The organism is Paraburkholderia phytofirmans PsJN (genome assembly GCF_000020125.1).
In the GTDB taxonomy this organism is placed as follows: Bacteria; Pseudomonadota; Gammaproteobacteria; order Burkholderiales; family Burkholderiaceae; genus Paraburkholderia; species Paraburkholderia phytofirmans.
The window spans coordinates 2,016,260-2,039,489 of sequence record NC_010681.1 but is presented as its reverse complement, the minus strand read 5'-3'; the positions used below and the strand labels follow the sequence as shown (position 1 = coordinate 2,039,489).

Below are 23,230 nucleotides of genomic sequence, written 5' to 3'. Positions count from 1 at the left end.
GGTTTCGCGCTGGTAAGCCGCAGTTTGATCCTGGGCCGGGAGAATTGCCGGCTTGGCGCTAGTGAGCCTCGGTTTGATCTTTCGCCGGATAATTCCCGGCCTGGCTCCTAAGTAAGCCTCCGTTGATCCTAGATGGAAAATGGGCGACGTTGCACTGGTAAGCCTTAGTACGAGGCTCGGCCACTGACACGCCATTGCAGCGGTTGCCTGAAACAGACCGTTAGTTGCGCCCACACCTGAACAGAAAGCGGCCGCACAAAGCAGCCGCTTGCCCTACCCTTGTTGTCGCCAGTGCCTCACGGCTATCGACCCGCGGCCGCGTGCACCTCTTCCTCCACCACCCGCGTCGCACTCGCCGCTTGCACGTCATTCCCCGCCTGATCACGGCGCTCAAAAATCTCGCGCGCGGCAAACAACGCATTCAGCGCCGCTGGAAAGCCCGCATAGAGCGCCATCTGCATGAACACCTCGACGATCTCCTCGCGCGTGCAGCCGACGTTCAACGCCGCCTCGATATGCACCTTCAACTGCAGCTGCGCGCAACCGAGCGTGGCGAGCGACGCGATCGTGGCAATCTCACGCGCACGCAGATCGAGCTGCGGCCGGCTGTAAATATCGCCGAAGCCGAATTCGATCAGTAGACGTCCGAAATCCGGCGCGATCGGCGCGAGCGCGGCGATCACCTGCTCTCCGGTCGAGCCGTCGATCTGCTTCAGTTTTTCCCAGCCTCGGGTGTAGCGGTCGTTGTGTGCGTGGTCCATGGTGAGTCCTCTTCCGAATGTGAATGCGCGTGGGTTTCGTCGGTCTGTCGTGGCGAATGTTCGGCGGCGGGCGCGCGCCCGGCCGCTTCGTAGTACGCGATCTTGTCGACGATCGCGCCGAGGTTGCTCTGCAACTCCGCGATCCGCGCCAAAACCGCATCCCGATGCGCCACCAGCAGGTCGCGGCGCGCGCCCATGGTCGGCTGGCCTTGCGCGCGCAACGCCGCGAACGCCTGCATGCCGGCGATCGGCATGCCAGTCGCCTTCAGGCGCATCACGAAGCGCAGCCAGTCGAGATCGGCCGGCGAATACAGCCGATGCCCTGCCTGCGTGCGGCCGACCTCGCGAATCAGCCCGGCCTGCTCGTAATACCGCAGCGTATGCGTCGAGACGCCGATCGTTTCAGCGACCTGCCCGATGGTGAGTGCTTTCGAGATATTCGACATGACGGAACTCAGGTTAGGACTTCGAGTGCACTCTAAGTCAAGCGCGTCTTGCTGTCATTTGTCTGCGTTGTCATTTTTTATGGCACATGGATTTGATCGATAAACTCATATCAGCCTAATAACGAGGCAAAAGGTTTAAATCTTGTTCACACTGATTTACTTGTCATGAATCGATCGGTATAAATCGTCCGCGTCGGCAAATAAGGGCGCGCAATTTGTTCTATGCTTAAGCGCAGTGAAAGCTGACAGGATGCTATCGTCCGGGTTGTGTACGGGTCGTCCCTTCGCGGCTAACTTTTTTGCCCACAATGGAGTGCTTGCCATGCTGAAGAAGCTTCTAATGCTTTGCCTTGCTTTGGCTTTGTCGCTGTCGGCCGGATTTGCGGCGGCCGTCGAAGTGAATTCCGCCGACCAGGCGGCGCTCGAATCGGTCAAGGGTATCGGCCCGGTGCATGCGAAAGCGATCATCGACGAACGCACCAAGAATGGCCCATTCAAGGACGCCGACGATCTCGCCACGCGCGTCAAGGGCATCGGCACCAAGTCGGTAACCAACCTCGAGGCGGCCGGCCTGACGATCAACGGCTCGTCCACGCCGCCGAGTGGCGCCAAACCCGCCACGAAGCCGACCAGTTCAGCCAGCACCAAGGCAGCACCGGCGCCTGCCGCACCTACGGCGGCGCCGACCACGGCTGCGAACACGACGCCGGCCGCGCCGTCGGACGCTTCCGGCGCGAAGGCGTCGAAGTCGAAGAAGAAGAGCAAGGCTGCGGCATCCGACGCGGCGGCGGCGTCCGCTCCGGCCGCGACGACTGCAGCGGCGCCGGCTAGCGCCTCCGACAGCAAGGCTTCGAAGAAGAAAGCGAAAAAGAGCAAGGCCGCATCGGCTGCGGCGGCTTCGGGCGGTGCCTGACAGTACGCAACGAGGACCGGACAGAATGAAACGGAGTACGAAACAGGATTGAGCGCCGGCAGCGCTACGGTCCAGGTGATACCCGCGTGATGCCCACGCGAATGCACCCATCGGCGCCGTCGCGCCGCCGCCCGCCTTCCTTCCACGGCGCCGCGCAACCGCGCGGCGTTTTTACCCGCTGACCCGTCAAGCACGTGTCGGCATTCAAGAGAGACCGTCATGAGCCTACTCGACACACTCGGTTCCCTGGTTGGCAAATCCCCTGAAGGCGGTGGCCAGCAAGCCCTGGTTTCGGCCGCACTCGAATTCGTCAATAGCCAGCCGGGCGGCCTGAACGGCCTGATCGAACGCTTCAAGGAAAAAGGCCTCGGCGACGTGGTGACCTCGTGGGTCAGCAACGGAGAGAATCAGCCGATCGCGGCCGACGCGCTGCACAGCGTACTCGGCTCGGAAACCGTGACCAACCTCGCGGCGAAAGCCGGCGTGCAACCGGACGAGGTCACGGGCCTGCTCTCGCAGATTCTGCCGCACGTCGTCAACGCGGCCACGCCGGAAGGCGAAGTGCCGGCTGAGGGTAAGCTGAACGCCACCACCGTGCTCGGCGCGCTCGGCGGTTTGTCGGCACTGTTCGGCAAGGGCAACGCGTAACAAAGCGGCCTCGCCTGCCCGTTTTCGCGTAATCGGGACGGGCAAGAAAAAACGGCAACGAAGTCGCCTTCGTTGCCGTTTTTTTACCTCGCCAGGAACGGCTCGACTGCCGCCGTTCCTGCCTTCGAAGAAGAACGCGATCCGCTTAATGCACGACGCGTTCGAACACCAGTTTGCCGTCTTCCACTTCGACCGGAATCACATCCTTCGGACCGAACTTGCCGGCCAGGATCAGCTTGGCGACCGGGTTCTCGATCTCCTGCTGGATCGCGCGCTTCAACGGCCGCGCGCCGAACAGCGGATCGTAGCCGACCTTGCCCACATGCTCGAGCGCCGAATCCGACACCACCAGTTGCATGTCGAGCTTGGCGAGCCGCTCGTGCAGACGCTGCAACTGGATCCGCGCGATCGACTGGATGTTCGAGCGGTCGAGTGCATGGAACACCACGACGTCGTCGATCCGGTTCAGGAACTCGGGCCGGAAGTGCAGTTTCACTTCTTCCCAGACCGCGTCCTTCACCGCTTCCTGCGGCTCGCCGACCATCGACTGGATCACTTGCGAACCGAGGTTCGACGTCATCACGATCACCGTGTTCTTGAAGTCCACGGTACGGCCCTGTCCATCGGTCATGCGGCCGTCGTCGAGCACTTGCAGCAGCACGTTGAACACGTCCGGATGCGCCTTCTCGATTTCGTCGAGCAGGATCACGCTATACGGCTTGCGACGCACGGCTTCCGTCAGATAACCGCCCTCTTCATAGCCGACGTATCCCGGCGGCGCACCGATCAGGCGCGCGACGCTGTGCTTCTCCATGAATTCGCTCATATCGATACGGATCAGATGATCTTCCGAATCGAACAGGAACGACGCCAGGGCCTTGCACAACTCCGTCTTGCCCACTCCGGTCGGACCGAGGAACAGGAACGAACCATACGGCCGGTTCGGATCCGACAGACCCGCGCGCGAACGGCGGATCGCGTCGGCCACCGCACTGATCGCCTCGTCCTGGCCGACCACGCGCGCGTGCAGCTTCTCTTCGATCTGCAGCAGCTTTTCGCGCTCGCCCTGCATCATGCGCGACACCGGAATGCCGGTGGAACGCGACACGACTTCAGCGATTTCCTCCGCACCGACCTGTGTACGCAACAGGCGCGGACGCGTCGGATTGTTCTGCTCGCTGGCCTCGGCCTTGGTCACTTCCTTCAACTGCGCTTCGAGACCCGGCAGCTTGCCGTACTGCAACTCGGCAACCTTCTCCAGCTTGCCTTCACGTTGCAGGCGCGTGATTTCCGCTCGCGTCTTTTCGATCTCTTCCTTCAGTTGCGCGCTGCCCTGCACCGCGGCTTTTTCCGCGGTCCAGATTTCTTCGAGGTCCGAATATTCGCGATTCAGCCGCTCGATTTCTTCCTCGATCAACTGCAGACGCTTTTGCGACGCTTCGTCTTTTTCCTTCTTGACGGCTTCGCGCTCGATCTTCAACTGGATCAAACGGCGGTCGAGCCGGTCCATCTCTTCCGGCTTCGAGTCGATTTCCATCTTGATCTTCGAAGCGGCTTCGTCGATCAGGTCGATCGCCTTGTCCGGCAGGAAGCGGTCCGTGATGTAGCGATGCGACAGTTCCGCCGCCGCGACGATCGCCGGGTCGGTGATATCCACGCCGTGATGCAGCTCGTACTTTTCCTGCAAGCCGCGCAGAATCGCGATGGTCGCTTCCACCGTCGGCTCGTCGACCAGCACCTTCTGGAAGCGGCGTTCGAGCGCGGCATCCTTTTCGATGTACTTGCGATATTCATCGAGCGTGGTCGCGCCGACGCAATGCAGCTCGCCGCGCGAGAGCGCCGGCTTGAGCATGTTGCCCGCATCCATCGCGCCTTCGGCCTTGCCCGCGCCGACCATGGTGTGAATTTCGTCGATGAAGACGATGGTCTGCCCTTCGTCTTTCGCGATGTCGCTCAGCACGGCCTTCAGACGCTCTTCGAACTCGCCGCGATATTTGGCGCCGGCCAGCAAAGCCGCCATATCGAGCGACAGCACGCGCTTGCCCTTGAGCGTTTCCGGCACTTCGCCGTTGACGATCCGCTGCGCCAGACCTTCGACGATCGCGGTCTTGCCCACGCCCGGTTCGCCGATCAGCACCGGATTGTTTTTGGTGCGGCGTTGCAGGATCTGGATCGAACGACGGATTTCGTCGTCGCGGCCGATCACCGGATCGAGCTTGCCGGCCCGCGCGCGCTCGGTCAGATCCACGGTGTATTTCTTCAGCGCTTCACGCTGGCTTTCGGCGTCCTGGCTGTGCACTTGCGAGCCGCCGCGCACCGCGACGATCGCGCTTTCCAGCGACTTGCGCGACAAGCCGTGCTGACGCGCGAGACGGCCGGCCTCGCCTTTATCGTCCGCGACCGCGAGCAGGAACATCTCGCTCGCAATGAACGTGTCGTTGAGTTTTTGTGCTTCCTTGTCGGCCTGGTTCAGCAGACCGGTCAGCTCGCGGCCGATCTGCACGTTGCCGTCCGTGCCCTGCACTTGTGGCAGACGCGTGATGGCGTCGCCAAGCGCCGTTTGCAGCGCCTGCACATGCACGCCGGCACGCGAGAGCAGCGAGCGCGCCGAGCCGTCGTGTTGAGCGACGAGCGCCGACAGGACGTGAACCGGTTCGATATATTGATTGTCGTGGCCGACGGCCAGACTCTGGGCATCGGCCAGTGCTTCCTGGAATTTAGTGGTGAGTTTGTCGATTCTCATCAAGAGACCTCCAATTTCGATTACCACCAAAATGAGGCGTTTTATCCAGGTTTCAAGCGTTTTTTTGCCTCAAGCAACAACTATTTAACATTTGACGCGCGAGAAATGCCCGGCGCATTCATGCGGCGGACGTCGAGCCGTCGCTAGTGTTCGCGACCGGCGTGATCGGAATCACCTGGCTCAAGCCGAGCAGCGCGGCGAGCGGGCCGTGCGGCTGCGCCACCTCGCCAATAGTATGACGGTCGAGCTCGGTGAGAAAGGCATTGCGCGCCGCTTCGAGCGCGCCTCGCAGACGGCATTGCGCCGTAATGACGCAGCCTCGGCGCTCGCCGTGCTGGTCCGGAAAGCAACCCACCAGCGCAAAGTCGCTTTCCGTCGCGCGCACGATTTCGCCGACAGTCAGCGCATTCGTCTGCTCCGCGAGCCGCAGGCCGCCGTTGCGGCCGCGCACGGTTTCGACCCAGCCGAGTTCGCCGAGCTGCTGCACGACCTTCATCAAGTGGTTCTTGGAAATGCCGTACGCGTCCGAAATGTCCTGGATCGTCGACAACCCGCCGCCTCTAACAGCGAGGTAGAGCAGGACGCGTAGTGAGTAATCCGTATAGTCGGTCAGTCTCATGAGTGCAGGTATTGCAATGAGCGCAAGCCGCGATCCGGGAGATAACCGCGTCGATGCAAGGGTTGCCGTGGGCCGTCGGTTCGCCCTAAGATGCAGGCGCTACGCATATTTTCCAGTTCTGCGCAGACAGGCGGAGTGCGTGAATCGCAGTAATGGTAACGTTTCCTGCCTGGGGCATTCTTACGAAAAGCGGGGTATTCGCATCCTACTTCCGCACGTTCGGGCTCAATTTGAGGCCATTTCCGACGCTGCGTGGCACCATGTGGCGATACGCGATAAATCGCTGCATTTTTGGAATCTGCATGAACCCGTCCTTCCCTGCCGCGCCGGTGGTCAAGCGCGCCGCCGAGCCCACTGAGGCGAATATCCGCGACCTCGTCTACGGCTTCTACGACCGCGTGCGTGCCGATACGTTGCTTGGCCCGGTCTTCGAGGCGACGCTGGCGGGCCGCTGGGACGATCACCTGCCCAAGATGTGCACCTTCTGGGGCAGCCTCGTGCTCGGCGCAAAGCAATACCGAGGCAACGTGCAGCAGGCGCACCAGCCGCTCGAGGGCATCGAGCCGCAGCACTTCAGCCGCTGGCTGTATCTGTTTCTGGATACGGTCGAATCGCGTTATCAGCCGGCTGCGGCGGTCCGCTTCATGGAGCCGGCGCTGCGTATCGCGCAGAGTCTGCAACTGAGCCGTTTCGGCTGGGACTACAAGATCCCGGAGGAACAAAAGGCGTTGCTGGACCGCGTCGCGCCGAAGCGGCGTCCGCGCGACGGTGAGGATGGCCACGCGGCGCGGCCGCCCGGCGAACCGTTTCCGACGCGGATCGTCGGCCGGGCGCGGGACGAGTGAGACAGCCCGGTTCTGGCTGATGGACTGCTTTGAACCGCTACGACGGCACGGCGTGAACCCTAGAGCAAGCATCGACAGCCTTAAAAGCGTTTCAGACCGGCGTGTGAGACTCGCCAAGACGCTTTTTCTGGCCCGCAGATCGCCACGCCCAAACGCGCGCCCTATCCTTCGGTCCGATTGCCTGACTTGATGCCCCAACGGGCGAGCGCCGCGTCGTCGGTGACGCGGGCATCGACCCAGCGCTCGCCGGCCTCGGTCTTCTCTTTCTTCCAGAACGGCGCCTGGGTCTTCAGATAATCCATCACGAATTCGCACGATACGAAGGCTTCCCCGCGATGCGCAGCCGTGGTCGCCACCATCACGATCTGGTCGAGCGGATAGAGCTTGCCGACCCGATGCACGATCGACACCTCGATGCCCGGCCAACGCTCGCGCGCGCTCACGATGATCGCCTCCAGCGACTTCTCCGTCATGCCGGGATAGTGTTCGAGCTCCATCGTCTCGACCGTGTTGCCGTCGTTCAGATCGCGCACGGTGCCGACAAAGCAGGCCACCGCGCCGATCTTCGGATTGCGCGCGCGCAACGCGGCGACCTCGGCAGTGAGGTCGAAGTCTTCCGTCTGGACGCGAACGGGCATCTAGGGCTCCTGTATGGTTAAGCGGCGCCGTGGCGTTGTGGCGTTGTCGCGCGGCGGCTCAGCCGCCGGTGACCGGCGGGAAAAACGCGACTTCGCAGCCTTCGGTGACGCGAGTGCCGGCGCCGGTCATCACGTGGTTGCAGGCCATGCGCAGCGCGCGGCCTTCGGCCAGCGTGTCGGCCCAGATGCCGCCGCGCACGCGCAGCCAGGCGCGCACATCGCCGACGGTCGCGATGCCGTCGGGCAGATCGACGGTTTCGTCGGCCAGGTCGAGCGCTTCACGCACGCTCGCAAAATATCGGAGTTGAATCTTCATCGGGATGCCGCCGGTGCTTACCGGCCTCGCTCAGTTCAGCAATTCGGAAAAAGGAAAGAAACGCACGGTCTCGCCGGCGCTGATCGCGTGATTTGGCGGATTGTCGATCAGGCCGTCGCCCCACACTGTCGACGTCAACACAGCGGAACTCTGATTCGGAAACAGATCGAGGCCGCCGGCCGGGTTGATCCGCGCGCGCAGGAATTCGTTGCGGCGGTCGGCCTTGCTCTGCGTGAAGTCCGCCCGCAGCGACAGCGCGCGCGGCGCCACGGCCTGCACACCGGCGAGAGTCAGAATGAACGGCCGCACGAACAGCAGGAAGGTGGCGAAGCTGGACACGGGATTGCCCGGCAAACCGATAAAGAAGGTTTCTGCCGCGCCCGGAGCTGAAGCCGAAGCCGACGGCTCCGCCACGGTCTCACCGCGCGGCGCCGCGCGCCGCACCGCGCCGAACGCGAGCGGCTTGCCCGGCTTCATCGCGATCTGCCACATCGCGAGCCGCCCCTCCGCCTCCACCGCCGGCTTCACGTGATCCTCCTCGCCCACCGATACACCACCACAAGTCAAGATCAGGTCATGCGCCTCGGCCGCTTCGCGCAGCGTCGCGCGGGTCGCGTCGAGCTTGTCCGCGACGATGCCGTAGTCGCTGACCTCGCAACCGAGCTTCTCCAGCAGGCCGCGCAGCGTGAGACGATTCGAGTTGTAGATCGCACCCGGCTTCAGCGGCTCGCCGGGCATGGTGAGCTCGTCGCCGGTGAAGAACACGGCCACCTTGACGCGCCGCCGCACCACGAGTTCGGCACAACCGACCGAGGCGGCCAGTCCCAGCGCCTGCGGCGTGAGCCGCGTGCCCGCCGGAAGAACGACCGAACCGCTGCGGATATCGGCGCCTTGCGCCGTGATCCATTCGCCCGGTTGCGGACTGTGCAGGATCGCGACGTCCGCGCCGGCGGCTTCGGTTTGCTCCTGCATCACGATTGCGTCCGCGCCAAGCGGCACCGTAGCGCCGGTGAAAATGCGCGCGGCCGTGCCGGGCTTCAGCGGCTCCGGCGCGTGACCTGCCGGAATGCGCTGCGAGACCGGCAAACGGTTGTTGCCCTGCGCCGTCAGATCCGCCGTGCGGATCGCGTAGCCGTCCATTGAGCTGGTGTTCATCGGCGGGACGTCGAGCGGCGACGTGACGTCGGTCGCGAGTACGCGGTTCAGCGCTGCCAGCGTGGGGATCGACTCGGTGCCCGCAATCGGGCTCGCTGCGCTCAGCAGAGTCGCCAGGGCTTCGGCGGTGGCGAGCATCGGCGCGCGGGGCGTGGGTGTGGACATCTCAGGTCTCGAAGCCGCAGGTTAAAAGAATATTGTAGCGGTCGAAGCGGATAGCCTGGGCGGTCTGGGGTTATGCGGACATTTTTGGGATTTGAGCGCTTGCCGCGAGGTTCCGCGGCAAGCGTCGTTTTCCCGAGCACATGGTGCGCGTCTGTTCGTGCAGAGCATGCTAAACAGCGAACGCATGTTCCTCGCTTGCCGCTCGCCAAGCCGGCGACGCACATGGACAGCGTGCAGCGCATCGGACAGTCGGCGTGAGCCGCCGAACCGCTCACGCTGAACGACAGCCGAGGCTTACGCGCCCGCGTTCGCCACAATGAAGTCCTTCACACGCTGCACGTCCGCCGGCAGCACTTCGAAACGCTGCGGCAGCGCCTCCAGGCCCGAGAACGCCGCCGGCCGCTCCGGCTCGCGCAACAGCGCTTCGCGGATCGTCTCGCCAAACTTGATGGGTTGCGCCGTCTCCAGCACGATCATCGGAATGCCGGGCTGCAGATGTTCGCGCGCCACCTTCAGGCCGTCGGCTGTGTGCGTGTCGATCATCGTGTCGTAACGCTCGAACACGTCGCGGATCGTGTCCACGCGGCTGTCATGCGTGCTGCTACCGGACACGAAACCGAACTCCTTCACGCGCGCGAAATCGCCGCTCGCCGCAAGGTCGAAGCCGCCCTTCTCTTCGACGTCGCGGAACAATTGCAGCACGCGCGCCGGATCGCGGCCGAGCAGATCGAACACGAAGCGCTCGAAGTTCGAGGCCTTCGAAATATCCATGCTCGGGCTGCTGGTGTGATACGTCTCGGCCGCCTTGCGCACGCGGTAAATGCCGGTGCGGAAGAACTCGTCGAGCACGTCGTTTTCGTTCGTCGCCACGACCAGCTTCTCGATCGGCAGGCCCATCATGCGCGCGATGTGACCCGCGCACACGTTGCCGAAGTTGCCCGACGGCACCGTGAACGACACGCGCTCGTCGTTCGACTTCGTGGCCGCGAAGTAGCCCTTGAAGTAGTACACGACCTGCGCCACCACGCGCGCCCAGTTGATCGAGTTGACCGTGCCGATCTTGTACTTCGCCTTGAACGCGTGATCGTTCGAGACGGCTTTGACGATGTCCTGCGCGTCGTCGAACACGCCTTCAACCGCGATGTTGAAGATGTTCGGGTCCTGCAGGCTGTACATCTGCGCGGTCTGGAACGCGCTCATCTTCTTGTGCGGCGACAGCATGAACACGCTGATGCCGTGCTTGCCGCGCATCGCGTATTCCGCGGCGCTGCCGGTGTCGCCCGAGGTCGCGCCGAGAATGTTCAGCGTTTCGCCGTGTCTCGCGAGCGCGTATTCGAACAGGTTGCCGATCAACTGCATCGCCATGTCCTTGAACGCGAGCGTCGGACCGTTCGACAGTTCCAGCAGCGACAGCGGCGCGCCGTTCTCGACGCCCAGCGTCTTCAACGGCGTGATCTGCGCGGCGCTTTCGTCGTCGCGAACATTGCAGTACGTGGCCGCCGTGTACGTCTTGCGCGTGAGCGCGCGCAGGTCGTCGGCGGGAATGTCGTCGCTGAATTTCGACAGGATCTCGAAGGCGAGGTCCGCGTACGGCAGCGTGCGCCAGCGCGTCAGTTCGTCAGCAGTGACACGCGGATATTCCGCGGGCAAATACAGGCCGCCGTCTTTCGCGAGACCGCCCAGCAGGATGTCGGAGAAGGTGTGGCGCTCGCCGGCTCCGGCGCCGCGCGTTGAGAGGTAGTTCATAGTTCGGCCTAGTTCAGTGCTTCCATGCGCAGCTTCGTGACTTGCGAGACGACGGTCTTCAATGCTTCGATCGTTTTGATCGCGGCGTTGACGTTCTTTTCAACCGTTTCGTGCGTAATCAGGATGATGTCGGTCTCGCCCTTGCCGTTCGCATCGACCTGCTCCGATTCCTTCTGCAGCAGCGCGTCGATCGAAATGCCGGTGTCGGCCAGAATGCGCGTGATGTCGGCCAGCACGCCGGTCACGTCCGCCACGCGCAGACGCAGGTAGTAGCCGCTCGTGACTTCGTCGATCGGCAGGATCGGGGTGCTCGACAGGCTGTCCGGCTGGAACGCCAGATGCGGCACACGATGCTCCGGGTCGGCCGTATGCAAGCGCGTCACGTCGACCAGATCGGCCACCACGGCGGAAGCGGTGGGCTCGGCGCCCGCGCCCTTGCCGTAATAGAGCGTGGTGCCGACCGCGTCGCCGTGCACGACCACCGCGTTCATCGCGCCTTCCACGTTGGCCAGCAGGCGCTTCTCGGGAATCAGCGTGGGATGCACGCGCAATTCGATGCCCTTGTCGGTGCGGCGCGCGATGCCGAGCAGCTTGATGCGGTAGCCGAGTTCCTCGGCATATTTGATGTCGATCGCCGCGAGCTTGCTGATGCCTTCGACGTAAGCCTTGTCGAACTGCACCGGCACGCCGAACGCGATCGCGCTCATGATGGTCGCCTTGTGCGCGGCGTCCACGCCTTCGATGTCGAAGGTCGGATCGGCTTCGGCGTAACCCAGTTCCTGCGCGGCTTTGAGCGCGGTCGCGAAGTCGAGCCCGCGATCGCGCATTTCCGAGAGAATGTAGTTCGTGGTGCCGTTGATGATGCCCGCGATGTACTGGATGCGATTGGCCGTCAGCCCTTCGCGCAGCGCCTTGATGATCGGAATGCCGCCCGCCACCGCCGCCTCGAACGACACCATCACGCCGTTGGCGCGCGCCGCTTCGAAGATCTCCGTGCCGTGCACCGCGAGCAGCGCCTTGTTGGCCGTGACCACGTGCTTGCGGTTCTTGATCGCGCGCAGAACGACGTCGCGCGCCACGCCCGTGCCGCCGATCATTTCGGCCACGATATCGATCGACGGGTCGTCGACCACCGCGTTGAAGTCATCGGTCAGCGCCACGGTGCTGGCTTCGCTGCCGAGCGCCGCGGTCGCCTTGGCGGGATTGCGCACGGCAATGCGCGCAATCTCGATGCCGCGGCCCGCGCGGCGTTTGATTTCTTCCTGATTGCGGCGCAGTACCGTGAAGGTGCCGCTGCCTACCGTGCCGAAGCCCAGCAGTCCAACTTTGATCGGTTCCATGCAGCGTGTGTTTTCGAGTAGATGATTAAAAGGGAAACGGGTGGCGCCCGGCGGACGGCGCGACGCGGTGGGAGCCGCGTCGTACGCTCTATTGTGCGCTAGGCGGAGTGACGCTTGCGGTAACCGTCGAGGAAGCGCGCGATCCGGTTGATGGAATCCGCGAGATCGTCCACGTTCGGCAGGAACACGACGCGGAAGTGATCCGGCGTTTTCCAATTGAAGCCGGTGCCCTGCACGAGCAGCACGCGCTCCTCCAGTAGAAGGTCGAGGATGAACTGCTGGTCATCCTGGATCGGGTAGATCTTCGGGTCCAGACGCGGGAACATATACAGCGCCGCTTCGGGCTTCACGCAGCTCACGCCGGGAATCGCCGTCAACATGTCATAGGCGAGTTCGCGCTGTTTGTACAGGCGCCCGGTCGGCACGATCAGGTCGTTGATGCTCTGGTAGCCGCCGAGCGCGGTCTGGATCGCGTACTGGCCCGGCACGTTCGGGCACAGACGCATGGACGCCAGAATGCCGAGCCCTTCGAAGTAGTCTTTGGCGTGACGGCGGTTTTCACCGGCGGTCAAGCCCGAGATGAACATCCAGCCGGCGCGGTAACCGCACGAACGGTAGCTTTTCGACAGGCTGTTGAACGTGACGGTCAGCACGTCTTCGGAGAGCGCCGCCATCGACGTGTGCTTCTTGCCGTCGTAAATGATCTTGTCGTAGACCTCGTCGGCGAAGATCACGAGGCCGTGCTGGCGGGCAATCTCGATCAGGCCGAGCAGCAGCTCGTCCGAATAGAGCGCGCCGGTGGGATTGTTCGGGTTGATGACCACGAGCGCGCGCGTATTCGGCGTGATTTTCGCGCGAATGTCGTCGAGGTCGGGCATCCAGCTATTCGATTCGTCGCAGATATAGTGCACCGGCGTGCCGCCCGACAGGCTCACGCCGGCGGTCCACAGCGGATAGTCGGGCGCGGGCAGCAGCACTTCGTCGCCGTCGTTCAGCAGCCCTTGCAGCGCCATCACGATCAATTCGGAGGCGCCGTTGCCGATGTAGATGTCGTCCAGCTCGACGCCGTGCACGCCTTTTTGCTGCGTGTAATGCATGATCGCCTTGCGCGCGGCGAACACACCTTTGGAATCGGAATAACCCGACGAACCCGGCAGGTTCAGGATCATGTCCTGAATGATTTCGTCCGGCGCGTCGAAGCCGAACGGCGCGAGATTGCCGATGTTCAGCTTGATGATGCGGTGGCCCTCTTCTTCGAGCCGCTTGGCATGTTCGAGGACGGGCCCGCGAATGTCATAGCAGACATTCAACAACTTGTTGGATTTGAGAATCGGTTTCACGGCGGGCACTTCATCCTGGTTGATGGCGGGGGCGAACAGACGTGCGTTCCTCGGGCGCGCGAGCGGTCAATTGCACCGGTTACAGCTGCGAGAGGAAACACACAGACAATGCCGACGAAAGCGGCCGAAAGCGGGCAAAACCAGGCGGGTAGCCGGTGGGCCGCACCCGTGAACTCAGCGCGGCTTGTGGCGGCACATGAGCGAGGGGCGCCGCGAGGCGGCTAAAAAGTTATAATTTAGCGGATTTTGGCCGACTTCCGCAATGCACCAACCGCAACGGCAAGCCTTTTCGGCCGCTTCTGTCCCGCTATTGCCCAATGCGCGTGTGCCATTCGCGTCGAATCGCCCTGCCCCGGCTGCATCGGTCAGGCCGCCCACACGCATGATGTCTCACGACGACTTCGGAAAACCAATTTGAAACTACATCAGGATTCGAGCGGCGCCCTCAACACCGTGACCGGCTACGGCGCCGACTATGTCGAAATCAATCTGGTGCGCCACTCGGGCAGCATTCTCGTGCTGCCGGACGCACCGGTCATCGCCTGGCCCGTCTCCTCTTTCGAGCAGTTGAGCGCCGAGCACTTTGCCATGCTGATCGACGCCGCGCCCGAAGTGGTCGTGTTCGGCAGCGGCGAACGGCTGCGCTTTCCGCATCCGCGGCTGACGGCCGCGCTCACCGCGAAGCGCATCGGCGTCGAGACGATGGACTTCAAAGCCGCCTGCCGTACGTACAACATTCTGATGGCCGAGGGCCGCAAGGTCGCGGCCGCGCTGCTGATCGAGGCCTAGAGCCGGGCCGGCGCCGGCTACGTGCGCGCGGTTTGCGATGCGCGGCGAGGCCGCTGCGCGTTCGTATCTGACGCGTTCGCGCCGCCGGCTGAACTGCGCGCCCTGGCCGCGTCACGGCCGATAACGTACACTGCGCGCCATCGATTGCTGGACCGGAGCCTGAGCACGCCCGCGCGAGCCGAGAGGAATCTGTCGACGGAAGGTGCCGCAGCACCACCGTCGAAGCCGACGACACGAGGTAAGGCAACTGGAACACGGCGCGGACAGTCTGATACGCGTGCGCTTGAGGCCGACTGCTGAGCAAGCCGCCGGCCGCCTCACTGACAGCCGCGCCAGACCGGTCGCCATTTCCGAACAACACCGCTTCGCCGCCTGCGCGGCGTCGCCATAAAGGTTGAAATCCATGAACGATACGCCGACGAGGCTACCGCTCAACCGCACCACGATTCTGCTGCTGGTGCTGGCCCTTGCCGTGATCTGGTTCGTGCCGCTCGGCTGGCGCCATCTGCTGCCTAGCGACGAAGGCCGCTACGCCGAAATGGCGCGCGAGATGTTCGTCACCGGCGACTGGATCACGCCGCGCTACAACGGCTACAAGTATTTCGAAAAGCCGCCGCTGCAAACCTGGGCGAACGCGCTCACGTTCGCGTGGTTCGGCATCGGCGAATGGCAGGCGCGCCTTTACACGGCGCTGACGGGCTTTGCCGGCGTGCTGCTGGTCGGCTTTACGGGCGCGCGCGTGTTCAACACGGCGACCGGCGTGTTCGCGGCAATCGTGCTGGCGACTTCGCCGTACTGGAACCTGATGGGCCACTTCAACACGCTCGACATGGGCCTGTCGTTCTGGATGGAACTGACGCTGTGCGCGCTGATGCTTGCGCAGCGCCCCAACCTGCCGACCGGCAGCGTGCGCGGCTGGATGTGGGTGTGCTGGGGTTCGATGGCGCTGGCCGTGCTGTCCAAGGGCCTCGTCGGCGTGATCCTGCCGGGCGCGGTGCTGGTGCTTTACACCGTGATCGCGCGCGACTGGGCCGTGTGGAAGCGCCTGCATCTGATCGGCGGCCTGATCGTGTTCTTCGCGATCGTCACGCCGTGGTTCGTGCTGGTGCAGCAGCGCAACCCGGAGTTCCTGAACTTCTTCTTTATCGTTCAGCAATTCAAACGCTATCTGACGCCGGAGCAAAACCGCCCCGGGCCGTTCTATTATTTCGTGCCGGTGCTGATCGTGGGCTTTCTGCCGTGGCTTTCGGTCACGCTGCAGAGCGTGCGCCACGCGTGGCGCCTGCCGCGCCAGCCGAACGGCTTTGCACCTGTCACGCTGATGCTGACGTGGACCGTCTTCATCTTCCTGTTCTTCAGCGCGTCGCACTCGAAGCTTCTGTCCTACACGCTGCCGATCGCCCCGCCAATCGCGCTCCTGATCGGCATGTATCTGCCGCTTGTCACGCGTGACCAGTTACGCCGCCACCTCGCCGGTTATGCACTTTTTCTCGTAGTCGCCGCGTTCGCCGCGCTGTTCATGTCGCGTTTCGGCAGCTCGCGCAACCCGGCCGAACTGTACGCCGAGTTCCGCACGTGGGTGCTGGCGGCGCTGGCCGTCGCCTTCGTGCTGACGCTCGCCGCGTTGTGGCTGAATCGCCGCAGCCGGGCCGGCAGCCTGGGCGCCGTCGCCACCTTCGGCGCGGCGTGGCTGCTGCTCGGCACCATCGCCGGCACGGGCCACGACGTGTTCGGCCGCCTGAGCTCCGGCGCGCCGCTCGCGCCGGCCATCAAGACCGAGATCGCGAAGTTGCCGGCGGATACGCCGTTCTACTCGGTCGGCGTGCTCGACCACACGATGCCGTTCTATGTCGACCACACCATGATCATGGTCGAGCATCCTGACGAACTGGCCTTCGGCGTGTCCGTCGAGCCGCAGAAATGGATTCCCTCCATCGACGCCTGGGTCGAGCGCTGGAAGGCCGACCGTTACGCGCTTGCTCTGATCCCGCCGCAGACCTACGACCGGCTCCTCAAGGAAGGCCTGCCGATGCAGATCATCGCCCGCGACTCGCGTCGCGTGGTGGTGGAAAAGCCGCCGGCCACGCCCGCTTTGCCCGGCGCGCCCGTCGCCGAAGCACCGACACCGGCGTCGGCCCCGGTAGAAAAAGCACAACAATGACCCCATATCAGGATCTAACCGTTCGATGAACCCGATTTCCCTCTTTTGCATTCTTGCTGGCGTCACGTTGAACGCTGGTGCGCAGTTGCTGCTCAAAGCCGGTACGAATGCCGTTGGACACTTCGAATTCAGCCGTGCGAACATCCTGCCCATCGCCTTTCGCCTGGCAACCCAGCCGCCGATCATCGGCGGGCTGGCCTGTTATGTGATCAGCGTGGCAGTGTGGGTCATCGGACTGTCGCGGGTGGACGTGTCGATCGCCTATCCGATGCTGTCGCTCGGCTACATCGTCAATGCTTTCGCGGCGTGGTACCTGTTCGGCGAAGTGCTGTCGATACAGAAGCTGATCGGCATCGGCATCATCCTGGTCGGCGTGGTGGTGCTGGCGCGCAGCTAGGCGCCGCGGTCCGGGCAACGACGTGCCGGACACAATTTATTACTGTTTCTCGCCAGCGCCGACTGGAAAGATGCAGCCGGCAAAAGATACCGTAAGCGGAGAACCCGGCCGGCTAAGGAATCCGTAAGGTTGACCACGGTATGCTGTGCGGTTGCGCCCTTTTTCGCCGCGGTCCCGGGTTTTGCGCGTAGTGTGTGGTGTCCTGCGCGCCCTTCGGGTAGCGCCCCTTCAATCGAGCGAAGCATTCATGACCCAGTCAACAGTCCCGTTCTTGCCCTTTGTCAAACCCGAGATCGATGAGGAAACGATTCAGGGCGTCGCCGACGTGCTGCGCTCCGGCTGGATCACCACCGGTCCGCAAAACCAGAAGTTCGAAGCGGCGCTTTCGGAGTTCTGCGGCGGGCGTCCGGTGCGCACGTTCAATTCCGGCACGGCGACGCTGGAAATCGGCCTGCGTATCGCCGGCGTGGGCGAAGGCGACGAAGTCATCACGACGCCCGCCTCGTGGGTGTCGACCAGCAACGTGATCTATGAAGTCGGCGCGACGCCGGTGTTTGCCGACATCGACCCGGTCACGCGCAATATCGACCTCGACCTGCTCGAAAAAGCCATCACGCCGCGCACCAAAGCGCTGATTCCGGTCTATCTGTCGGGCCTGCCGGTCGACATGGACCGCCTCTACGCCATCGCCCGCGCGCACAAGCTGCGCGTGATCGAAGACGCGGCGCAAGCGTTCGGCTCGACGTGGAAAGGCGAGCGCATCGGCAAGCTGGGCGACATGGTCTCGTTCAGCTTCCACGCGAACAAGAACCTGACCTCGATCGAAGGCGGCGCACTGGTGCTGAACAACGAAGAGGAAGCCATCCTTGCCCAGAAGTACCGCCTACAGGGCATCACGCGTACCGGCTTCGACGGCATGGACTGCGACGTGCTGGGCGGCAAGTACAACCTGACGGATGTCGCCGCGTGCGTCGGCCTCGGCCAGCTGCCGCATCTGGCGCGCTTCCTCGCGCAGCGCCGCAAACTGGTGCGCGCGTATTTCGCCGGTTTCGAAGGCGGCGCGGCGGCAAAACTCGGCGTCGGCCTGCCGTTTGCTGACTATGAAAACAGCAACTGGCACATGTTCCAGATCACGCTGCCGCTCGACAAACTGTCGATCGACCGCGCCGGCTTCATGGGTCAATTGAAAGAACGCGGCATCGGTTCGGGCGTGCACTACCCGGCGATCCATCTGTTCTCGCTGTATCGCGCGCGCGGCTTCAAGGAAGGCATGTTCCCGCATGCGGAGAAGTTCGGTGCGACCAACGTTACGCTGCCGCTCTTCACGTTGATGAACGAAGGCGACGTGGAGCGCGTGTGCCGCGCGGTCAATGAAATTTGCGAACAATACGGAAAATAAGCGGAAATGATTTATTCGGAACATCGCGCTGCAGCGTCGGATACGCCGGAAGTGTCGGTCATCATCCCGGTGTACAACGAGGAAGCCGGTCTGGCCGCGCTATTCGCGCGCCTGTATCCGGCGCTCGATGCGCTCGGCACCGGTTATGAAGTGATCTTCATCAACGACGGCAGCCGCGACAAATCCGCCGCCCTGCTCGCCGAACAGTTCCGCGCGCGTCCCGACACGACGCGCGTGATTCTGCTCAACGGCAACTACGGCCAGCACATGGCGATTCTGGCGGGCTTCGAGCAATCGCGCGGCGAGATCGTCATCACGCTCGACGCCGACCTGCAGAATCCGCCGGAAGAAATCGGCAAGCTGGTCAACAAGATGCGCGAAGGCTACGACTACGTCGGCACGATTCGCCTGCAACGCCAGGACAGCCTGTGGCGCCGCAAGGCCTCGCGCGCGATGAACCGGCTGCGCGAGCGCATCACCCGCATCAAGATGACCGACCAGGGCTGCATGCTGCGCGCGTATAGCCGGCACATCATCGACACGATCAACCGCTGCGGCGAAATCAACACATTTATTCCGGCGCTCGCTTACACCTTCGCGCAGAATCCGGTGGAAATCGAGGTCGCGCACGAAGAGCGTTTTGCCGGCGAATCGAAGTACTCGCTGTACTCGCTGATCCGCCTGAACTTCGACCTCGTCACCGGCTTCTCGGTCGTGCCGCTGCAATGGCTGTCGTTCATCGGCGTGATCCTGTCGCTCGGCTCGGCGGCGCTGTTCGTGCTGCTGCTGATCCGGCGCTTCATCATCGGCGCGGAAGTGCAAGGTGTGTTCACGCTGTTCGCCATCACCTTCTTCCTGCTCGGCGTGATCATCTTTGCGCTCGGCCTGCTCGGCGAATATATCGGCCGGATCTATCAGCAGGTGCGCGCGCGTCCGCGCTATCTCGTGCAGACCATTCTCGAACAGCGCGACGGCACGACCGTGACCGAAGCGCCGCGCCAGACCGTCGTGCAAGCCGTGCAGGCCGCGCCGCTCCTCGATCAGGGCCCGAATCCATGAAGCCACGCGCCGTCGTATTCGCGTATCACAACGTCGGCGTGCGCTGCCTGCAGGTGCTGCTCGCGCGCGGCGTGGACGTGGCGCTCGTCGTTACGCACGAAGACAATCCGAGCGAAAACATCTGGTTCGGCAGCGTCGCCTCGGTTGCCGCCGAGCACGGCATTCCGGTCGTCACGCCGAGCGATCCGAAGAGCCCCGAGTTGCGCGCCGCGGTGAGCGCCGCGCGCCCGGATTTCATCTTCTCGTTCTACTACCGCCACATGTTGCCGGCCGACGTGCTGGCGCTCGCCGCACGAGGCGCTTACAACATGCACGGCTCGCTGCTGCCGAAGTACCGCGGGCGCGTGCCGACCAACTGGGCGGTGATTCACGGCGAAACGGAAACCGGCGCGACGCTGCACGAAATGGCCGCCAAGCCGGACGCGGGCGCGATCCTCGCTCAAACGCCGGTGCCGATCCTGCCCGACGACACCGCCGCGCAAGTCTTCGACAAGGTCACCGTGGCCGCCGAGCAAACGCTGTGGCGCGTGCTGCCGTCCCTGCTGGCGGGCGAGGCGCCGCATCTGCCGAACGACATCGCGCAGGGCAGCTATTACGGCGGCCGCAAGCCGGAAGACGGCCGCATCGACTGGACGCAAACGGCGCAGCAGGTCTACAACCTGATCCGCGCGGTCGCGCCGCCCTACCCTGGCGCTTTCACGGATATCGGCGAGCGGCGTTTCATCGTCGCGCGCGCGCGCCTGGCCGTGCCCGGCGCGCTTCGCTCGGATTTGCCCCCGGGCCTGCACGTAAGCGATAATGCCGTTTTCGCGATATGCGGCGACGGCCGCGCGATCGCCATCCACGAATTGCGGCACCAGCACGACGGCAGCGAGACTGTCGTCACTCCGGCCGAATTTGCCCAGCTCATCCAAACTCCCCGTCATCAATGAAAAAAGTCCTGATTCTGGGTGTGAACGGCTTCATCGGCCATCACCTGTCCAAGCGCATTCTCGAAACGACCGATTGGGAAGTGTTCGGGATGGACATGCAGACCGAACGTCTGGGCGACCTCATCAATCATGAACGGATGCACTTCTTCGAAGGCGACATCACGATCAACAAGGAGTGGGTCGAATATCACGTCAAGAAGTGCGATGTGATCCTGCCGCTGGTCGCGATCGCCACGCCCGCCACTTACGTGAAGCAGCCGTTGCGCGTGTTCGAACTGGATTTCGAGGCGAACCTGCCGATCGTGCGTTCGGCCGTCAAGTACGGCAAGCACCTCGTGTTTCCGTCCACGTCCGAGGTCTACGGCATGTGCACGGACGAGCAGTTCGATCCGGAAGAGTCGCAACTGTCGTACGGCCCGATCAACAAGCCGCGCTGGATCTACGCCTGCTCCAAGCAGTTGATGGACCGCGTGATCTGGGGTTACGGCATGGAAGGCCTGAACTTCACGCTGTTCCGTCCGTTCAACTGGATCGGCCCGGGCCTCGACTCGATCTACACGCCGAAGGAAGGCAGCTCCCGCGTGGTAACGCAGTTCCTCGGCCATATCGTGCGCGGCGAGAACATCAGCCTCGTCGATGGCGGCGCGCAAAAGCGTGCGTTCACGGATATCGACGACGGCATCGGCGCGCTGATGAAGATCATCGAGAACAAGGACGGCGTCGCCACGGGCAAGATCTACAACATCGGCAACCCGACCAACAATTTCTCGGTGCGTGAACTCGCGCACAAGATGCTGACGCTCGCCGCCGAATTCCCCGAATACGCGGACACGGCCAAGCAGGTGCAACTGGTTGAAACCTCGTCGGGCGCATACTACGGCGCGGGCTACCAGGACGTGCAGAACCGCGTGCCGAAGATCGACAACACGATGCAGGAACTCGACTGGGCGCCGAAGTCGACCTTCGACGAAGCACTGCGCAAGATTTTCGAAGCGTATCGCGGCCACGTCGGCGAAGCGCGCGCGCTCGTCGAACAGCAATAAGGGCCGATCCTTGGCTCGCATCGTCCTGAAGATCGACGTCGACACGCTACGCGGCACCCGCGAAGGCGTGCCGAATCTCGCGCGCATTTTCGACCGCTTCAAGGCGCGCGCCACTTTCCTCTTCAGCCTCGGGCCCGACCACACCGGTTGGGCCATGCGCCGCGTGCTGCGGCCGGGCTTTCTGAAGAAGGTGTCGCGCACTTCGGTGGTCGAACACTACGGCGTCAAGCAGTTAATGTACGGCGTGCTGCTGCCCGGTCCGGACATCGGCGCCAAGGCCTCGGCGGAGATGCGCGCGATCCATGAAGCCGGCTTCGAATGCGGCATTCATACGTGGGATCACGTGTACTGGCAGGACAACGTGCGTACGAAAGATCGCGCATGGACCACGGCGCAGATGCAGCAAAGCCACGACCGCTTCGTCGAAGTGTTCGGCGCGCCGCCGGTTACGCACGGCGCGGCCGGCTGGCAGATGAACGGCCACGCATTCGAACAGATCGACGCCTGGGGCATGCACTACGCGTCCGACGGGCGCGGCCACTCGCCGTATCTGCCGGTGGTCGGCGGCCGCACGCTCTCGCACGTGCAGATGCCCACCACGCTGCCCACGCTCGACGAAGTGCTCGGCGTGGACGGTGTCGAAACGCACAACGTCGCCGCATGGATGTTGAAGCACACGGAAAACAATCCGCACGACCAAGTGTTCACGCTGCACGCGGAACTCGAAGGGCAAAAGCTCGCGCCGATCTTCGAGCAGCTTCTGGAAGGCTGGCGCGCGCAAGGCCACACCTTCGCGACGATGGGCGATTACTACGCAACGCTAGACCGCAGCACGCTGCCATCGTACCCTGTTACATGGGGCGAAATTCCAGGGCGCTCCGGCGAGTTGATTGTCCAGCCCTGACTGGTCGATCCGCAGCCGGCCCTGACGATCCGTCCGCCGCGCGAGAGCATGCCGCGCGCCGGCCGCCCCATCCCCCAAAGTCTCGATGCCAGGCCGACGCCGCCGCATTCATCCGGCGCAGGCCATCACAACCGGAGAACCTCGTGCCCATTGCAGTCGACCAACCCATCCCCGACTTCACCGCCCCTGCTACCGGTGGCGAGATCACGCTGTCCAAGCTGCGGGGCAAGAAGGTGGTGCTGTATTTTTATCCGAAGGACAACACGCCGGGCTGCACGACCGAAGGTCTGCAATTCCGCGATCTGTATCCGAAGTTCAAGAAGGCCGGTGCGGAAATACTCGGCGTGTCGCGCGACAGCCTGCGCTCGCATGACAACTTCAAGGCAAAGCTCGAATTGCCCTTCCCGCTGATCTCGGACCCTGAAGAAACGCTCTGCGCGCTCTTCAACGTCATCAAAATGAAGAAAATGTATGGCAAAGAGGTACGGGGAATTGAACGCTCCACGTTCCTCATCGACTCTGAAGGCGTGCTGCGCCAGGAGTGGCGTGGCGTGAAAGTGCCGGGCCACGTCGACGATATTCTGGAGGCTGTACAAGCGCTTTGAGGCGCGTTATATTGGGTTGCAATGAGTGCATGTACACCCCAAATTTTTGCCGCTGCGCCAGACTTGACGGCCGCTTCCCGTTTCCTGGGTTCCGTCGGAGTCGCGAGGTGCAACGCGAGCACTGTAGGCGAGCCGCTTGCCCCGTACGCCGGGGCGGCGGCTTTTTTAATTGCGCGCAGCCGTTCGTTCACTCGGCCGCGCGCATCCGTTAAGGAGCCGATCGAAGACCAGGCGAACCGGCATCTCTAGACCGAATGCGCGCCTCC

21 protein-coding genes and 1 pseudogene are annotated in these 23,230 nt (G+C 63.3%); 12 read left to right on the top strand and 10 right to left on the bottom strand.

The features are described 5' to 3' along the window. Positions 1-302: 302 nt before the first annotated feature. Together BPHYT_RS09010 and BPHYT_RS09005 are read right to left on the bottom strand one after the other, a co-directional pair. Positions 303-761 (bottom strand): carboxymuconolactone decarboxylase family protein, encoded by a 459-nt coding sequence (locus BPHYT_RS09010; protein ID WP_012432831.1) that lies wholly within the window; start codon positions 759-761, stop codon positions 303-305. Beyond that, a complete protein-coding gene (locus BPHYT_RS09005) occupies positions 713-1,207 on the bottom strand; it encodes a MerR family transcriptional regulator (protein WP_012432830.1) in 495 nt (164 codons plus the stop codon). The genes BPHYT_RS09010 and BPHYT_RS09005 overlap by 49 nt, the downstream gene beginning before the upstream one ends. A 322-nt stretch (positions 1,208-1,529) precedes the next feature. Between BPHYT_RS09005 and BPHYT_RS09000 the strand changes: the two genes are divergently transcribed. Further along, positions 1,530-2,120: a ComEA family DNA-binding protein gene (locus BPHYT_RS09000; protein ID WP_012432829.1), complete on the top strand. Its 591-nt coding sequence runs from the start codon at positions 1,530-1,532 to the stop codon at positions 2,118-2,120. A 213-nt stretch (positions 2,121-2,333) separates the two neighbouring features. Continuing rightward, positions 2,334-2,768 (top strand): annotated as a pseudogene (locus BPHYT_RS08995) (YidB family protein); the annotation flags it as partial. A gap of 145 nt (positions 2,769-2,913) precedes the next feature. Here the strand turns inward: BPHYT_RS08995 and clpB are convergent. Together clpB and BPHYT_RS08985 are read right to left on the bottom strand one after the other, a co-directional pair. Beyond that, on the bottom strand, positions 2,914-5,511 hold the full coding sequence (gene clpB / locus BPHYT_RS08990) for an ATP-dependent chaperone ClpB (RefSeq protein ID WP_012432827.1): 2,598 nt from the start codon (positions 5,509-5,511) through the stop codon (positions 2,914-2,916). 118 nt (positions 5,512-5,629) lie between these two features. Continuing rightward, entirely contained in the window at positions 5,630-6,130 is a 501-nt protein-coding gene (locus tag BPHYT_RS08985; protein ID WP_012432826.1) for an Rrf2 family transcriptional regulator, read from the bottom strand. Between the two features lie 302 nt (positions 6,131-6,432). Between BPHYT_RS08985 and BPHYT_RS08980 the strand changes: the two genes are divergently transcribed. Then, on the top strand, positions 6,433-6,975 hold the full coding sequence (locus BPHYT_RS08980; protein ID WP_041758396.1) for a group III truncated hemoglobin: 543 nt from the start codon (positions 6,433-6,435) through the stop codon (positions 6,973-6,975). A gap of 161 nt (positions 6,976-7,136) precedes the next feature. On the opposite strand, the gene moaE is transcribed toward BPHYT_RS08980, so the two are convergent. The 6 genes from moaE to BPHYT_RS08950 form a co-directional block, all read right to left on the bottom strand. Beyond that, the gene (moaE, locus tag BPHYT_RS08975) at positions 7,137-7,613 is read right to left on the bottom strand and encodes a molybdopterin synthase catalytic subunit MoaE (RefSeq protein WP_012432824.1); all 477 of its coding nucleotides are present in this window, start codon (positions 7,611-7,613) and stop codon (positions 7,137-7,139) included. 58 nt (positions 7,614-7,671) lie between these two features. Then, the gene (moaD, locus tag BPHYT_RS08970) at positions 7,672-7,929 is read right to left on the bottom strand and encodes a molybdopterin converting factor subunit 1 (protein WP_012432823.1); all 258 of its coding nucleotides are present in this window, start codon (positions 7,927-7,929) and stop codon (positions 7,672-7,674) included. A gap of 30 nt (positions 7,930-7,959) precedes the next feature. After that, positions 7,960-9,249, bottom strand: a complete 1,290-nt coding sequence (locus BPHYT_RS08965; RefSeq protein WP_012432822.1) for a molybdopterin molybdotransferase MoeA — start codon at positions 9,247-9,249, stop codon at positions 7,960-7,962. 294 nt (positions 9,250-9,543) lie between these two features. Then, positions 9,544-10,995, bottom strand: coding sequence for a threonine synthase (thrC, locus tag BPHYT_RS08960; protein ID WP_012432821.1), 1,452 nt, complete (start codon positions 10,993-10,995; stop codon positions 9,544-9,546). Between the two features lie 8 nt (positions 10,996-11,003). After that, complete coding sequence (locus BPHYT_RS08955) at positions 11,004-12,335, bottom strand: homoserine dehydrogenase (protein ID WP_012432820.1); 1,332 nt, start codon at positions 12,333-12,335, stop codon at positions 11,004-11,006. 98 nt (positions 12,336-12,433) lie between these two features. Next, the gene (locus BPHYT_RS08950; protein ID WP_012432819.1) at positions 12,434-13,684 is read right to left on the bottom strand and encodes a pyridoxal phosphate-dependent aminotransferase; all 1,251 of its coding nucleotides are present in this window, start codon (positions 13,682-13,684) and stop codon (positions 12,434-12,436) included. A 405-nt stretch (positions 13,685-14,089) separates the two neighbouring features. Between BPHYT_RS08950 and BPHYT_RS08945 the strand changes: the two genes are divergently transcribed. From BPHYT_RS08945 to BPHYT_RS08905, 9 genes are all read left to right on the top strand, one after another. Next, complete coding sequence (locus BPHYT_RS08945) at positions 14,090-14,464, top strand: Mth938-like domain-containing protein (protein WP_012432818.1); 375 nt, start codon at positions 14,090-14,092, stop codon at positions 14,462-14,464. A gap of 403 nt (positions 14,465-14,867) precedes the next feature. Then, positions 14,868-16,625, top strand: coding sequence for an ArnT family glycosyltransferase (locus BPHYT_RS08940; protein WP_012432817.1), 1,758 nt, complete (start codon positions 14,868-14,870; stop codon positions 16,623-16,625). A gap of 25 nt (positions 16,626-16,650) precedes the next feature. Then, entirely contained in the window at positions 16,651-17,022 is a 372-nt protein-coding gene (locus tag BPHYT_RS08935) for a DMT family transporter (protein WP_012432816.1), read from the top strand. Positions 17,023-17,269: 247 nt separating this feature from the next. After that, a complete protein-coding gene (locus BPHYT_RS08930; RefSeq protein ID WP_012432815.1) occupies positions 17,270-18,421 on the top strand; it encodes a DegT/DnrJ/EryC1/StrS family aminotransferase in 1,152 nt (383 codons plus the stop codon). 6 nt (positions 18,422-18,427) lie between these two features. Then, entirely contained in the window at positions 18,428-19,480 is a 1,053-nt protein-coding gene (locus BPHYT_RS08925) for a glycosyltransferase (RefSeq protein WP_012432814.1), read from the top strand. Next, on the top strand, positions 19,477-20,412 hold the full coding sequence (locus BPHYT_RS08920) for a formyltransferase (protein WP_012432813.1): 936 nt from the start codon (positions 19,477-19,479) through the stop codon (positions 20,410-20,412). Before BPHYT_RS08925 ends, BPHYT_RS08920 begins: the two co-directional genes overlap by 4 nt. Beyond that, the gene (locus BPHYT_RS08915; protein WP_012432812.1) at positions 20,409-21,455 is read left to right on the top strand and encodes a bifunctional UDP-4-keto-pentose/UDP-xylose synthase; all 1,047 of its coding nucleotides are present in this window, start codon (positions 20,409-20,411) and stop codon (positions 21,453-21,455) included. The genes BPHYT_RS08920 and BPHYT_RS08915 overlap by 4 nt, the downstream gene beginning before the upstream one ends. A 10-nt stretch (positions 21,456-21,465) precedes the next feature. Continuing rightward, a complete protein-coding gene (locus tag BPHYT_RS08910; RefSeq protein ID WP_012432811.1) occupies positions 21,466-22,359 on the top strand; it encodes a polysaccharide deacetylase family protein in 894 nt (297 codons plus the stop codon). A gap of 143 nt (positions 22,360-22,502) precedes the next feature. Beyond that, positions 22,503-22,964, top strand: coding sequence for a peroxiredoxin (locus tag BPHYT_RS08905; RefSeq protein ID WP_012432810.1), 462 nt, complete (start codon positions 22,503-22,505; stop codon positions 22,962-22,964). Positions 22,965-23,230: the final 266 nt, after the last annotated feature.